Source organism: Streptomyces sp. NBC_01166 (assembly GCF_045039765.1).
Taxonomy (GTDB): domain Bacteria; phylum Actinomycetota; class Actinomycetes; order Streptomycetales; family Streptomycetaceae; genus Streptomyces.
In genome coordinates, this window is the sequence record NZ_CP108613.1 from 1,489,328 (window position 1) to 1,502,788 (window position 13,461).

Below are 13,461 nucleotides of genomic sequence, written 5' to 3' on the forward strand. Positions count from 1 at the left end.
CCTGTACGGGCGTGGAAGCGGCGTAAGGGGGTGATCATGAGGTCTCGGCGGGGCGGTCAGGACGTCTTGCGGCCCAGCACCTTGTTGGCCCGGCCGGTGATGCCCCAGCCGGTGACCCGCCACAGGGCCTCGACGAGGATGTCGCGGCTCATCTTGGAGTCACCGATCTCCCGCTCCATGAAGGTGATCGGCACCTCCACGACGTGATAGCCGGCCTCGACGGCCCGCCGGGCCAGGTCGACCTGGAAGCAGTAGCCCTGTGAGGCGACCTGGTCCAGGCCGAGACCGTCCAGGGTCCCGGTGCGGAAGGCGCGGTAACCGCCGGTGACGTCCCGCACGGAGAGGCCCAGCAGCATCCGGGAGTAGAGGCTGCCGCCGCGCGAGATCATCTCGCGGTGCCGGGGCCAGTTGACCACGCGGCCGCCGGGGACCCAGCGCGAGCCGAGGACCAGATCGGCGCCCTTCAGCGCGGTGAGGAGCCGGGGCAGTTCCTCGGGCTGGTGCGAGCCGTCCGCGTCCATCTCGACCAGGACGCCGTAGCCGTGCTCGGAGCCCCAGCGGAAGCCGGCCAGATAGGCGGCCCCGAGCCCTTCCTTGCCCTTGCGGTGCAGGACGTGCACCTGGCTGTCGCCGGCCGCGAGCTCGTCGGCGACCTTGCCGGTGCCGTCGGGGCTGTTGTCGTCGGCGACGAGGATGTCCGCTTCCGGCACGGCGGCGCGTACCCGGGCGACGATCAGCTTGACGTTCTCGGCCTCGTTGTAGGTCGGAATGATCACCAAGACTGTGCCGAGCGGGCCGAACTGCCTCTGACCGCCGTCGTTCACTACTGCCCCTTAAAGTCCGTACGCAGGTGCACACCATATCCAGCGCGACGCGGCCGGGCTCCGACGCGGTCACGGGGGTGGCGTGTGGCGCGCGGACAGAAGCGTGGAACTGGGGACAGAAGGACAGCACTGCGGATCGGGGCCCGGCGTCCTTCGGGCCGACCTGGGACCCGCTGGCTGCGGGTCGACCGAGAGCCGTTGTCTACTGAACCTCCGGGCCCCACCCGGGTCGCACCTGCCGTCCGGACGAAACCTTCCCTCGCCCCCGAGGCGCGGGCGCTGAACCTGGCTGTCAGTGGTGGTGCACCGGTGCGGCACACCGCCCCATGACCCAGCGGCGTTCGACGACTGCGTGGAGGTTTGACCGGTCGGACGTCCAGTGGTGGACCCGGCCGAACCTACCGGCCCGTGGGCACGTGCTGTCAACAGCCGCCCTACCTGCCGTTTCTTCTCAAAGCTCCTGGTCAGCGCCGAGGACGCGCAGGTCGCGGCGGAGTCCCGGCGCCTTCGATCGGCGGTACGAAATGTCCTGACGTCACTCGTTCGGCCGTACGTAGACAGTTTGTCCGAAGACCACCGTCCGCAGACAGACCGGAAGCTCCGCGCCCGGGGTGAGATCGGGCAGGCCAGGGGTGCCGGAACGGGGATCGGTGGACCACCGCGCCACCCGGTCGTCCGGGGCCTGGACCAGCAGGTCGCCGGTACGCCAGACGGCGTAGTCGGCCGGGGCTCCCGGGACGAGCACACCGCCGTCGTCCCGCCCGACGGCCCGCCAGCCGCCCCGTGTGTGTGCGGTGAAACCGGCGCGTACGGAGACCCGGTGCTCCGGTGTGCGGTGATGGGCGGCGGCCCGCACCGTGCCCCAGGGGTCCAGCGGGGTGACCGGGCTGTCCGAGCCGAAGGCGAGGGGCACGCCCGCGCGCAGCAGGGCGGCGTAGGGGTTGAGGGTGGCGGCGCGCTCCGCGCCCAGACGCCGGGCGTACATGCCGTCGGGGCCGCCCCAGGCGGCGTCGAAGGCGGGCTGGACGGAGGCGGTGAGGCCCAGTTCCGCGAAGGCGGCGACAGTCTCCGGGGTGAGCATCTCGGCGTGCTCCACCCGGTGCCTGGCGGCCCTGATCCGGGCGAGCCCGAGGGTCTCGGCGGCGGCCCGGACGCCGGCGACCACGGCGGAGACGGCCGCGTCGCCGATGGCGTGGAAGCCGGCCTGGAGCCCCGCCTCGGTGCACGCCGTCACATGTGCGGCGATCCGCGCGGCGTCGAGCCGGCCGGTGCCCGAGTGCGGGGCGTCGGCGTACGGCTCGTGCAGGAGGGCGGTGTGCGAGCCCAGGGAGCCGTCGACGAAGAGGTCTCCGGCCGCGCCGACGGCACCGAGCTCGCGGACACGGCGGGCGCCCTTCTCGTCCTCGACGGGCTCGGCCCAGTATCCGAAGACCCGGGGGCCGGGCTGCTCGGAGGCGAGCTTCAGCAGCCCGGTGAAGTCCTCCTCGTCCGAGATCTCCGGGCCCGCGCACTCGTGCACGGTCCCGATCCCCAGGGATGCGGCATGCGCCAGGGCGGCACGCTGGGCCAGCGCCCGCTGCGCCGGCGTGACGGCACCGTGGGCGGCCGCACGCACCGCGTGGTGGGCGTCGCCGGTCAGCGGGGCGTCGGGGTGGTAGCCGTGCAGCTCGGTGACGCCGGGAACCAGGTCCAGGAGCGCCGTGGTCACGACGGCGGAGTGGACGTCCACACGGGGCAGATAGACGGCCCTGCCGCCGGCCGCTTCGTCGAGCTCGCCGCGCGACGGGGGCCGCTGCTCCGGCCAGCGGGCGGCGTCCCAGCCGTGGCCGAGGATCACCCCGGCCCCCGCGTGGCCGTTCGCGAACGCACGCACGAGTCCGAGGGCTTCGGCGAGCGAGCGCGCGCCGGAGAGGTCCAGCCCCGTGAGGGCGAGTCCGGTCGACGTGGTGTGGACGTGGGAGTCCGTGAAGGCCGGGGTGACCAGCGCCCCTTCCAGGTCGATCACCTCGTCGACGCCGCTCGCGAAGGCGTCGGCCGCCCCCTCCGAGCCCACCCACGCGACATGGCCGCGTTCGACGACCATCGCGGTGGCGAACGGGTCGGCGGGGCTGTGGACGTCTCCACCGCGCAGCAGCACGGTGCGGTGTTCGCTCTGGGGGGCGGTGCTCTCGGTCATGGGACCAGTCTCGCGCCTGCCGGGTCCCGCGCCTTCCCCGCCCCCTCCGCAACGCCGGGCGGAACCCTCAGATACGCGGTGGACGCGCCTCGTAGGGCGTCGAGAGGACGACGGTCGTGCGGGTGGAGACGCCGGCGAGGGTGCGGATGCGGGTCAGCAGGTGCTCCAGCTCCAGGGGGCTGGAGACCCGCACCTTGAGGATGTAGTTCTCGTCGCCCGCGACGCTGTGGCACGCCTCCAGCTCCGGCACGCCGGCGAGCCGTTCGGCGATGTCGTCGGGTGCGCTCGGGTCGAAGGGTTTCACCGAGATGAACGCGGTGAGGGGCAGGCCCACGGCTTCGGGGTCGACGACCGCGGCGTAGCCCCGGATCACCCCGCGCTGCTCCAGCCGGCGGACACGCTGATGAACGGCCGAGGTGGACAGGCCGGTGGCCTTGCCCAGGTCGGTGTAGCTCATCCGCCCGTCCTTGACGAGCAACTCCACAATCTGACGGTCCAGCTCCTCCATGCGGATCAACCTATGGCCCCGGGCCCTCCAGGCACAGCCGTGAGACCCCTGGAAGGGCACGTTCGAGGGGCATGTGACGAATGCCACATGTTTACGGACCGGTAGCCGAGGGCGTCACGATTACGACCGGCCTCCGACGGGAAGTGCTTGCTGTGGCCGAGGCCGTGGCGCCTTGTCGGCCCACCCGAGGGGGGAAAGAACCATGCAGAGCCTGAAGCTCACCGGACGTACCGAACCGGAGTCCGACGATTACGCCGCTCCGGACGAGGACGCCGTTCCCGACGCGTACGACACGTTCGAGATGTACCGGGTGATCTGCCCGGACTGCGCCCAGCCGATCGCCCTGCTGGCGGACGAGGACGTACTTCCCGAGCACGCGCTGTGCCCCACGCCGTGGAACCCCTTCGTCCTCACCGTCTGCCCCGGTACGAACCGTGACGCCTCCAAGGCGCGCCCGGCCGACGAGTCGCTCGAGGCCCAGGAGCAGGAGACCGCGCTGCTGTTGACGCTCCCTCAGGGACTCGACTGGCGGATGCAGCCCTTCTCGCACGCCGGCGGCCCGGGGTCGCGTCCCCTGCGGTACATGCCCCAGGCCCGGCGTCACGCCGCCTGACGTCTCCGCACCGCGAGGGCGCACCTCTGCGCGCACCACGACGGCGGGGCCGGCGTGGTGCGGCCGGTGGCCGCGGCACCCGAGGAACGGGCGCGCGAATCGGCGGGGCAGTGACCCGGGACCCCGTGGCGCGTTGCCTCTGTATGACCACGCTGCATTCAACGGCCGGCCCCGTACGCCGCCGTCTCGCCGCACCGACGTCCGGAGAATCGGTTCCTCGGCCCGGACCGCCGGCCGGGGAGGCCGCGGGGCCGTCCGCGCCGCACTCCACCGACCCGCCCATCTACCGGGCCATGCTGCGCCATTGGGAGAGCTCGGGCCGGACCCTGCCGGGCCGCCATGATCAGGAGTGGAACCGGATCATGACGACACCGGTCTGGTCGGACCGGCCCGTCCGGGTCAGTGCGTCTCGGGACCCGCGAGGTGACGGGCGATGACCATCCGCTGGATCTGATTGGTGCCTTCGACGATCTGGAGCACCTTGGCCTCGCGCATCAGCCGCTCGACCGGGAAGTCGAGGGTGTAGCCGTAGCCCCCGAGGACCTGGACCGCGTCGGTGGTCACCTGCATGGCCGCGTCGGTGCAGAACAGTTTCGCCATGGCCGCCTGCCGCGAGAACGGGAGGCCGGCGTCGCGGAGCCGTGCCGCCTCCAGGTAGAGCGCCCGCCCCGCCTCGATCCGGGTGGCCATGTCGGCGAGCATGAAGCGCAGCCCCTGGAAGTCCGCGATGGGCCGGCCGAACTGGCGCCGGTCGGTGGCGTATCCGACCGCCTCGTCCAGGGCCGCCTGGGCGATGCCGATGGCGCAGGCGGCGATCCCCAGCCGCCCCGAGTCGAGCGCGGACAGGGCGATGGCGAAGCCCTGCCCCTCGTCACCGATGCGGCGGTCGCCGGAGATCCGTACGCCGTCGAAGTGCAGCTGGGCGGTGGGCGAGCCCTTCATGCCCATCTTCTTCTCGGGCAGGGCCGCACCGAGGCCCTCGGCGTCGCCGGGCACGAGGAAGGCCGTGATGCCGCGCGGGCCGTCCTCCCCGGTGCGGGCCAGCACCGTGTAGAAGTCGGCGATGCCTCCGTGTGTGATCCAGGCCTTGGTGCCGGTGATGACCCAGTCCTCGCCGTCCCGGACGGCCCTGGTGCGGAGCGAGGCGGCGTCGGATCCCGAGGAGGGCTCGGAGAGGCAGTAGGCGCCGAGCAGGCCACCCGAGAGCATCGCCGGGAGGTGGGCGGCCCGTTGCGCCTCGGTGCCGTATCCGGCAAGCGCGTGACAGGAAAGCGAGTGGACGCTGACGCCGAGGCCGACGGTGAGCCGGGCGGCCGCGAGCTCTTCGAGCACCTGGAGGTAGACCTCGTACGGCTGGTCGCCGCCGCCGTACGCGGAGTCGTACGGCAGTCCGAGCAGGCCGGCCTCGGAGAGCAGGGTGAAGACCGGGCGCGGGAAGAAACCCGCTTCCTCCTCCTCGGCCGCCCGGGGAGCGATTTCCTTCGACACGATGTCGCGTACGAGCTCGACGAGCTGCCGGGACTCCTCGGTGGGCAGACGGCGTTCCACCGGCTGCGGGGCACGGTCGGACATGACGGCGCTCTCCTCCCTGTCGGGCGTGACGGCGGTCGCGCGCGGGGTGTGCGCCGCACCGCCGGGTGGTCCCGGGCGATGCCCGGAAATCTACGGCTCCGCAGCCGATCCTGCCTTCCCGGATCACGGGAGGCGCTGGCCAGCGGCTGTGGCGCGTTGAGTATGCCCGATCGGAGCGCACGCGTCACCGGGTAGCCGGAGCCACGGCCAGGGAAATTGGTCCGAACCATTGACCCAACTGGTCTAGTCCTTCTACGGTCTCCCCCAATGCCTCATCGCGTCCATGCCAATTCCGGATTGCGCCGGGGCAGGCACCCCCCACACCCAAGCCCTCCCCCACGAGGAGCCACAATGACCGGACTTCACCGTCCTCGCGCCCGCCTCCGGGCGCTCACCGCCACCCTCTGTACCGCCGCGCTCGGAGCCGCTCTGCTCGGCGTCGCCGGTACGTCCTCCGCGGGTGCCGCCCCTGCCGCCGCCGAGGCCTCCGCACCGGCAGCCGCCGAAGCCACGCCCACCGCGGCCGGCGACAAGGTGGTCGGGTACTTCACCAACTGGGGTGTCTACGACCGCAATTACCACGTCAAGAACATCGAGACGTCAGGCTCGGCCGACAAGCTGACACACATCAACTACGCCTTCGGCAACGTCCAGGGCGGCAAGTGCACCATCGGCGACAGCTACGCCGACTACGAGAAGGCCTACACCGCGGACCAGTCGGTCGACGGCGTCGCGGACACCTGGGACCAGGAACTCCGCGGCAACTTCAACCAGTTGCGCAAGCTGAAGAAGCTGCACCCCGACCTGAAGGTCATCTGGTCCTTCGGCGGCTGGAGCTGGTCCGGCGGTTTCGGTGAGGCCGCGCAGAACCCCGCCGCCTTCGCCGAGTCCTGCTACGACCTGGTCGAGGACCCGCGCTGGGCCGATGTCTTCGACGGCATCGACATCGACTGGGAGTACCCGAACGCCTGCGGGCTGACCTGCGACACGAGTGGCCGCGACGCGTACGGCGGCCTCCTGTCGGCGCTGCGCTCGAAGTTCGGCACCGGCAATCTGATCACCTCGGCGATCACCGCGGACGGGTCCGACGGCGGCAAGATCGACGCGGTGGACTATGCGGGAGCGGCGAAGTACCTGGACTGGTACAACCCCATGACGTACGACTTCTTCGGCGCGTTCGCGGCGCAGGGGCCGACGGCTCCGCACTCACCGCTGACCTCCTACCCGGGCATCCCGACGGAGGGCTTCGACAGTGACGCGGCGATCTCCAAGCTCAAGGGCCTGGGCATCCCCGCGGAGAAGCTCCTGCTGGGCATCGGCTTCTACGGGCGCGGTTGGACCGGCGTCACCCAGGAGGAGCCGGGTGGCACGGCGACCGGGGCGGCCCCGGGGACGTACGAGGCGGGCATCGAGGACTACAAGGTCCTGAAGAGCAGCTGCCCGGCCACCAGCACGGTCGCCGGGACGGCGTACGCCCTCTGCGGCACCGACTGGTGGAGCTACGACACCCCGGCCACCATCGCCACGAAGATGGACTACAAGAACGAGCAGGGCCTGGGAGGCACGTTCTTCTGGGAGCTCAGCGGTGACACGACGGACGGTGAGCTGATCCGGGCCATCAACTAGCCCCGACGGGGTACACGACCCGCAGGGCGGGTCAGGGGTGGGGTGCCGGGCGGGCGCCCCACCCCACCCGTCGTTCACGGGTCACATCAGTCCGGCCTGGGTGACGAACATGGCGAGGACGACGACGAGCGTCCAGCCCAGGATGTGCTCCAGGACCTTCGGCCCGTCCTTGGGGCCGCCGGTACGGGCGCGGGTGTGGGTCCGGTTCTCGGCTGTGGTCGCGGTCATGGCATCTCACTCGGTCGTTCGGCGTGGGCATCCCCCGTGACCCGACCACAGTGCCAGCGGAAGCGGGCGACGCGGTAGAGATCCGGGTCACAGCGGCCCCGCGGGACGGCAGGCCGGAGGAAGGCCCGGATCCGCGCTCCCGCAGGGGATCGGCGGGCGGCGACACCTGGCGCGGGCGGGCCCGCTGTGCGCTACGCCATACCGCGCCGCAGGCTCCTGGCGGGACGTAGAACCGTCCCCTCGCCGCGACGGCCCGCCGGACACGCCTGCCCTCGGGACCATCGGCCGGATGCCGGCGATCCGGGCCGTGGATGCCATGAACCGAACCCGCCCGGCGGCGGCGCCCCGTGGAACCGTCCGAGGTGTCACGCGTCGGGCGGGCCTCCCAGACGTCTGCCGACCCGGGCGGCGGTCTCCCGGAGCCGGCTGTGGGCGGCGTCGTGCGTGTGCACCGGGTGCCACCACAGCGCTTCCCGCAGCGGCACCGCTTCGTACGGGGGCTCCACGATCCGCACGGCGGCGACCCGGGTAAAGGAGCCGGGATGGCAGGTGACCCAGGGCAGCCGGGCGAGATCCTGCTGCGTCAGCGTGCCGTCGACCACCAGCAAGTGGGCCGCTGCGGGGCCTGTCGAGGACCACGGCGCTGGAGCTCGGTGCACGGGGCAACCGCTTCGACACCGTCCATTCCGGCTGCATCGAGACCGAAGGGAACCCCGGAACCGTTCAGGAGCCGATATCCCGCAGCTCCGCGGCGAGTGCGCTGATGGCCGCGGGGTTGCGCGGGCTCTCGACGAGGTCGACGTAGTCGAGGACGACGATCCGGTCGTTCTTGATGGCGGACACGTTCGCGAGCGGCCCGTAGGACTTCAGGAACTCCCGCTTCCGGTCCGCGGTGGTGTCCCCGTAGTTGTTGATCACGATGACCTCGGGGTCGCGGGCGACGACCGTCTCCCAGCCCACCGTGGTCCAGCTGTCCTCGAGGTCCTTCATGATGTGGTCGCCGCCGGCCTTGGTGATGATGTCGTGGGGGCCCGCGTAGGCGCCCGAGGTCAGGGGCTTGTCCTGACCGTCGTCGTAGAGGAAGACGCGCGGCCGGTCGGCGCCTTCCGGGGCCTTCGCCTGTGCTTCGGCCACCTGCTTGCGGAACGAGGCGATGAGCGTGCCGGCCCGGTCCTCGACGTCGAAGATCCTGCCCAGGTTCCGCAGGTCGGTGTAGAGCGCGTCGAGCGGTGCCATCACCCCGCGGGCCTTGCCCTGCCCGTTGCGGCACGACTCGCTGAGCAGGTAGGAGTCGATGCCCACCCGCCGCAACGCGTCGGGGGTGAAGCCCTCGCCCTCGCTGAAGCCGTAGTTCCAGCCCGCGAAGACGAGATCGGCGCCGGCGTCGAGGACCAGCTCCTTGTTGATCCGCTCCTTCGAGAGCCACTTGGTCTTCCGGTATCCGTCCTTCCAGGGCACGGATGTCAGGTCCCCCTTGTCGTCGGGCATGACGTATCCGGCCATGTGGTCCTCGAGACCCAGCGAGAACATGATCTCGGTGATCCCGACATCGTTGGTGACCACGCGCTGCGGAGCCCTGTCGTACGTCTTCTTCTCGCCGCAGTTCTCGACGGTCACCGGGTAGTGGCCGCCGGCTGCCGGGGCGCCGTCCTCCTTCCCTCCCTCCGTGGTGACATCCGCCCCGCAGCCGGCGAGGGCGAGGGAGGCGGCCAGGACGAGCGCGGCGGGGCGTACGAGGCGACGCATGGCGGTGGGAACTCCTTGGGGCGGGGACGGGGGCGTCATGCGGACGGGAGCCGGTCGAAGAGCAGCTGGAGCGCACCCGTCTCCGGGTGCGGTACGCGATGGGCGCGGACGCCGAAGACCTCGGCCAGCAGCCCGGGCGTGAGGACGTCGTGGGGTGGGCCGGAGGCGGCGATCCGCCCACCGTCGATGACGTGGACGATGTCGCAGTGGCGCGCGGCGAGGTTGAGGTCGTGCAGGGCGGTGAGCGCGGTCAGGCCGCTGCCGCGTACCAGTGCGAGGACCTCCAGCTGCTGGGCGATGTCCAGGTGGTTGGTGGGCTCGTCGAGCACCAGCACCTGCGGCTGCTGGGCGAGCGCGCGGGCGATCAGGACCCGCTGCTTCTCGCCGCCGGAGAGGGTGAGGAAGCCGCGGTCGGCCAGGTGGCCGGCTCCTACGCTCTCCAGCGCCGCCTCACACGTGCGGCGGTCCTCGTCGGTGGTGCGGACCATCGGCCCCTGGTGCGGCAGCCGGCCCATGGCCACGGTCTCGGCGACGGTGAAGTCGAACTCCGCGACCACTTCCTGCGGAAGGGCGGCCAGCCGGCGCGCGCCCTCACGGGCCGTCATGGTCCGCAGGTCCTCGCCACCGATCCGCACCGATCCGGCCGACGGACGGAGCGCACGGTAGACGCAGCGCAACAGGGTCGACTTTCCGCTGCCGTTGGGGCCGACGAGACCGACGAGCTGTCCGCTGCCGGCTCGCAGCGTGACGTCCTCCACCAGCCGTGCGCCGGCGATCTCGACCGTGAGCGCGTCGATCTCGACCCGCATCACACACCTCCGAAGGTATAGGTGCGCCGGCGCATGAGCAGGACGAAGCACGGCACGCCGACGGCCGCGGTCAGTACGCCCACCGGCAGTTCGGCCGGTGCGAGCACCACGCGCGAGAGAATGTCCACCCAGATCAGCAGGACGGCGCCCGCCAGGGGCGCGACGGCCAGCAGGCGGCGGTGGTCCGCGCCGACCAGCATCCGTGCGGCGTGCGGGACCATCAGGCCCACGAAGCCGATCGCCCCGCTGACCGCGACGACCGCTCCGGTGACGGCGGCGGAGACGAGGAAGAGTTCCTTCCGCAGGCGGCCGGCGTCCACGCCGAGCGCGGCGGCGGTCTCGTCGCCCATGGCGAGGGCGTTCAGTCGCCGTGCAGACCAGCCGAGGTGGGCGAGGCCGCAGGCCACCGCGCCGGCGGCGATCGGCACGGACGACCAGTTGGCCCCGCCCAGGCTGCCGAGCAGCCACATCATCGCGGACCGTGCAGCCTCGCCTCGCTCCGCGGCGAACACCATGAAGGTGGTCACGGCCGAGAATCCGTAGTACATCGCGGTGCCGGTCAGCACGAGGCGCAGCGGTGTCAGGCCCCGGGCGGTCCGGGCGATCGTGTACACCAGGACCATGGCGAGGAGCGCGGAGAGGAAGGCCGCCGAGGACAGCGCCCAGACGCCGAGCGCGCCGAACGCCCCGAAGATGAGCACGGCGTTGGCACCGACGGCCGCACCCGAGGAGATGCCGAGGACGAACGGGTCGGCGAGCGCGTTGCGCACCATGGCCTGCACGGCTACGCCGACGGCCGCCAGCCCGGCCCCGACGACCGCGGCGAGGACGGCGCGGGGGAAGCGGAGCTCCCACACGATGGTGTACGAGGAGACCTCGTCGGGGGCTATGGTCCCGCCGGTCAGTCCCGCCCACAGATGGTGCAGCGTCTCGCCCCACGTCAGCCCCGAGGCCCCGATCCCCGCCCCGCAGGCGAGGGAGAGCGGGAGCGCGGCGCACAGGCCGGTCACCAGGAGGGGCAAGGAGACGCGTCCGGGGGGTGCGGGCCCACTGCCGGACCGGGTGCTGCGCGACAGCACGGCGGGTATTCGGTCGCGGGGCGTGGCCACAGGCGGTTCGCTTTCGCCTCGGGCCGTGCCTACGTAATCCAAGGAGCGGCTCGGGACGCCAGGCGCGCCGTGCGCAGCACCTCTCGCAGTCCACGGCGATCGACAGGAGCTTCGCCACCGTGGGTGATCGGGCTTACGGAACCTTGCGGGGCTCCGCCTACCGTTGCGGGTCAGCGCCGGACTTCGACCGGACTTCCCCCACGAGGCGCATGCAGCTTAGCGCGTGCCGGACGGCTGCCCGTCCCGGGGAAGTCCCCGGACGGCGCCCACACGATTCCGGCCAGCCGCACCGTCCGATTAAGTCAGTCGATTGATTTAAATGAGGGTCTGTTGTCTAGTGATCGAGAACGCGGAACCGAGGAGGCAGCCATGAGCGAAGTCCGGAAGGACCGGCCGCTGGACTACCCGGTCGTCGCCCCGACGGCCCTGGAGCCGCCCGGGGAATGGGCTGAACTGCGGCAGAAGTGCCCGGTGGCGGGCGTGACCTTTCCGAGCGGCGACGCGGCGGTGCTGCTGACCCGGTACGAGGACGTACGCACCGCGCTGGCCGATCCGCGGCTCACACGCGAGGGCCTGGCCAGGCCCGACGCCGCGCGCATCACGGCCGGTGACGCCGAGGGCATCTTCAGCAGCCCGATGGCAAGGGCCCTGAACGACGAGGGACATGAGCGCTGGCGCCGGATGGTGGGCAAGTGGTTCACCGCGAAACGGATGGGGGCGCTCAAGCCGCGCATGGAGGAGATGACCGACCAGCTCGTCGACAGGATGATCGAGCACGGCGCCCCCGCGGACATGGTGAGCCATCTGGCCCTCCCGCTGCCGGTCTACGTCATCTGCACCATGCTCGGGGTTCCCGAGAGCGACCGGGACCGCTTCAAGAAGTGGTCCGACACCTTCCTCAACACGACGAAGTACACGCGGGAGGAGACAGAGGCCGCCCACGGGGAGTTCGCCGACTACATGTCGGCACTCGTCGCCGGCAAGCGCGACGAGCCCGGGGACGATCTCCTCAGCCGGCTCATGGACGCGGCGGACGCCGAGGGCGAGCCGATGTCCGAGGCCGGTCTGGTGGCCACCGGCCAGGCCCTGCTGCTGGCAGGCCACGAGACCACAGCCGGGTTCATCGCCATGATGACGACGCACCTGCTGTCCGACCGCGGCCGCTGGGAGCGCCTGGTCGACGACCGGTCGCTGATCCGTTCCGCGGTGGAGGAGCTCCTGCGCTTCGACCCGAACGGCAGCGGCTTCGGGATGCTGCGCTACGCCCACGAGGACATAGAGTTCTCCGGCGGCACCGTGCCGAGCGGTACGACGGTCGTGTGCAGCATGGCGGCAGCCAACCGGGACGAACAGGCCTGGGAGAAACCCGATGTGATGGACCTGGGTCGCAGTCCCAACCCCCACCTCACGTTCGGCGCCGGACCGCACTCGTGCCTGGGCCAGCCACTGGCCCGCACGGAGCTGCAGGCCGTACTGGGGGTGCTGCTGCGCCGCCTCCCGGGCCTCAGGCTCGCCGTGGACCCCGCTGCCCTGCGGCGCCATGAAGGCATGCTCACCAGTCCGTTGCGCGAGGTGCCGGTGACATGGTGAACAGAACAGAGCCTCGCACCGGCCGCGGCGCCGGTACACGCGAGGCCATCATGACAGCGGCCGAGCGCCTCTACGCCGAGCACGGGCTGTCGAACGTCTCCAACCGCCAGATCGGCGAGGCGGCCGGCCAGGGCAACAACACGGCGGTCAGCTACCACTTCGGCAGCAGGGCGACGCTCGTACGGGCCATCATGACCAAGCACGGCACGGACATCGACGCGATCCGCGCGCGCTACGTGGAGGCCGCGGGCGACAGCACCGACCTGCGGGACTGGGTGCGTTGCCTGCTGCGCCCGGTGACCGACCACCATGCCGCTCTCGGTGTCCCCTCATGGCACGCCCGCTTCGCCGCGCAGGTGATGACCGACCCGCTGATGCGGACGCTGGTGGCGGACGAGTCCCTCACCCGTGACAGTCTGCGCCGCACCCTCCAGGGACTGGGCACGTGCCTGCACGACATCGTGCCCCCCGGTATCCGACCGGCGCGCGCCGAGATGGCCCGTCATCTGATCACCCATACCTGCGCGGAGCGGGAACGCTCCCTGGCCGAGGGCCCGGTCCGTCCCGGCTCGTCCTGGGAGCGCACCGCCGACGCGCTGGAGGACGCGCTGGTGGGACTGCTCGCCGCGCCCACCACCCGCCGCTGAACCGACCCGGGCC

The 13,461-nt window shown here is 71.6% G+C and carries 12 protein-coding genes, 1 pseudogene and 1 riboswitch; of the genes and pseudogenes, 4 read left to right on the plus strand and 9 right to left on the minus strand.

The window, feature by feature from the left end; genetic code table 11:
- Positions 1 to 56 precede the first annotated feature (56 nt).
- The 3 genes from OG379_RS06815 to OG379_RS06825 all read right to left on the minus strand — a co-directional run bounded on the left by OG379_RS06815 (position 57) and on the right by OG379_RS06825 (position 3,508).
- Entirely contained in the window at positions 57 to 824 is a 768-nt protein-coding gene (locus tag OG379_RS06815; protein WP_393767347.1) for a polyprenol monophosphomannose synthase, read from the minus strand.
- Positions 825 to 1,359: 535 nt separating this feature from the next.
- On the minus strand, positions 1,360 to 3,000 hold the full coding sequence (locus tag OG379_RS06820) for an amidohydrolase (protein WP_405660382.1): 1,641 nt from the start codon (positions 2,998 to 3,000) through the stop codon (positions 1,360 to 1,362).
- 67 nt (positions 3,001 to 3,067) lie between these two features.
- A complete protein-coding gene (locus OG379_RS06825; RefSeq protein WP_033304241.1) occupies positions 3,068 to 3,508 on the minus strand; it encodes an Lrp/AsnC family transcriptional regulator in 441 nt (146 codons plus the stop codon).
- Positions 3,509 to 3,710: 202 nt separating this feature from the next.
- Between OG379_RS06825 and OG379_RS06830 the strand changes: the two genes are divergently transcribed.
- Positions 3,711 to 4,121 carry a hypothetical protein gene (locus OG379_RS06830; protein ID WP_393767351.1) on the plus strand — a complete coding sequence of 137 codons (411 nt, stop codon included), beginning with the start codon at positions 3,711 to 3,713 and terminating at the stop codon, positions 4,119 to 4,121.
- A 399-nt stretch (positions 4,122 to 4,520) separates the two neighbouring features.
- Here the strand turns inward: OG379_RS06830 and OG379_RS06835 are convergent, their stop codons facing one another.
- Positions 4,521 to 5,693: an acyl-CoA dehydrogenase family protein gene (locus tag OG379_RS06835; protein ID WP_405660385.1), complete on the minus strand. Its 1,173-nt coding sequence runs from the start codon at positions 5,691 to 5,693 to the stop codon at positions 4,521 to 4,523.
- A gap of 351 nt (positions 5,694 to 6,044) precedes the next feature.
- Between OG379_RS06835 and OG379_RS06840 the strand changes: the two genes are divergently transcribed.
- On the plus strand, positions 6,045 to 7,319 hold the full coding sequence (locus tag OG379_RS06840; RefSeq protein WP_405660387.1) for a glycoside hydrolase family 18 protein: 1,275 nt from the start codon (positions 6,045 to 6,047) through the stop codon (positions 7,317 to 7,319).
- Positions 7,320 to 7,400: 81 nt separating this feature from the next.
- Here the strand turns inward: OG379_RS06840 and OG379_RS06845 are convergent, their stop codons facing one another.
- From OG379_RS06845 to OG379_RS06865, 5 genes and pseudogenes are all read right to left on the minus strand, one after another.
- A complete protein-coding gene (locus OG379_RS06845; RefSeq protein ID WP_393767357.1) occupies positions 7,401 to 7,547 on the minus strand; it encodes an SCO1431 family membrane protein in 147 nt (48 codons plus the stop codon).
- 365 nt (positions 7,548 to 7,912) lie between these two features.
- Positions 7,913 to 8,152: pseudogene (locus OG379_RS06850) on the minus strand (LysR family transcriptional regulator); the annotation flags it as partial.
- A gap of 118 nt (positions 8,153 to 8,270) precedes the next feature.
- Complete coding sequence (locus OG379_RS06855; RefSeq protein ID WP_405660390.1) at positions 8,271 to 9,293, minus strand: ABC transporter substrate-binding protein; 1,023 nt, start codon at positions 9,291 to 9,293, stop codon at positions 8,271 to 8,273.
- A 35-nt stretch (positions 9,294 to 9,328) separates the two neighbouring features.
- The gene (locus OG379_RS06860) at positions 9,329 to 10,102 is read right to left on the minus strand and encodes an ABC transporter ATP-binding protein (protein ID WP_405660392.1); all 774 of its coding nucleotides are present in this window, start codon (positions 10,100 to 10,102) and stop codon (positions 9,329 to 9,331) included.
- On the minus strand, positions 10,102 to 11,211 hold the full coding sequence (locus OG379_RS06865) for a FecCD family ABC transporter permease (RefSeq protein ID WP_405660394.1): 1,110 nt from the start codon (positions 11,209 to 11,211) through the stop codon (positions 10,102 to 10,104). Before OG379_RS06865 ends, OG379_RS06860 begins: the two co-directional genes overlap by 1 nt.
- A 121-nt stretch (positions 11,212 to 11,332) precedes the next feature.
- A riboswitch (cobalamin riboswitch) is annotated at positions 11,333 to 11,410 on the minus strand.
- 170 nt (positions 11,411 to 11,580) lie between these two features.
- Between OG379_RS06865 and OG379_RS06870 the strand changes: the two genes are divergently transcribed.
- Both OG379_RS06870 and OG379_RS06875 read left to right on the plus strand, forming a co-directional pair.
- Positions 11,581 to 12,801, plus strand: coding sequence for a cytochrome P450 (locus OG379_RS06870; protein WP_405660397.1), 1,221 nt, complete (start codon positions 11,581 to 11,583; stop codon positions 12,799 to 12,801).
- On the plus strand, positions 12,795 to 13,448 hold the full coding sequence (locus OG379_RS06875) for a TetR/AcrR family transcriptional regulator (RefSeq protein WP_405660399.1): 654 nt from the start codon (positions 12,795 to 12,797) through the stop codon (positions 13,446 to 13,448). The genes OG379_RS06870 and OG379_RS06875 overlap by 7 nt, the downstream gene beginning before the upstream one ends.
- Positions 13,449 to 13,461: the final 13 nt, after the last annotated feature.

Excerpts from the sequence above, each read along its gene's own strand:
- OG379_RS06820 (WP_405660382.1), bottom strand. The coding sequence starts at position 3,000 with ATGACCGAGAGCACCGCCCCCCAGAGCGAACACCGCACCGTGCTGCTG.
- OG379_RS06825 (WP_033304241.1), bottom strand. The coding sequence starts at position 3,508 with ATGGAGGAGCTGGACCGTCAGATTGTGGAGTTGCTCGTCAAGGACGGG.
- OG379_RS06830 (WP_393767351.1), top strand. The coding sequence starts at position 3,711 with ATGCAGAGCCTGAAGCTCACCGGACGTACCGAACCGGAGTCCGACGAT.
- OG379_RS06835 (WP_405660385.1), bottom strand. The coding sequence starts at position 5,693 with ATGTCCGACCGTGCCCCGCAGCCGGTGGAACGCCGTCTGCCCACCGAG.
- OG379_RS06840 (WP_405660387.1), top strand. The coding sequence starts at position 6,045 with ATGACCGGACTTCACCGTCCTCGCGCCCGCCTCCGGGCGCTCACCGCC.
- OG379_RS06845 (WP_393767357.1), bottom strand. The coding sequence starts at position 7,547 with ATGACCGCGACCACAGCCGAGAACCGGACCCACACCCGCGCCCGTACC.
- OG379_RS06855 (WP_405660390.1), bottom strand. The coding sequence starts at position 9,293 with ATGCGTCGCCTCGTACGCCCCGCCGCGCTCGTCCTGGCCGCCTCCCTC.
- OG379_RS06860 (WP_405660392.1), bottom strand. The coding sequence starts at position 10,102 with ATGCGGGTCGAGATCGACGCGCTCACGGTCGAGATCGCCGGCGCACGG.
- OG379_RS06870 (WP_405660397.1), top strand. The coding sequence starts at position 11,581 with ATGAGCGAAGTCCGGAAGGACCGGCCGCTGGACTACCCGGTCGTCGCC.
- OG379_RS06875 (WP_405660399.1), top strand. The coding sequence starts at position 12,795 with ATGGTGAACAGAACAGAGCCTCGCACCGGCCGCGGCGCCGGTACACGC.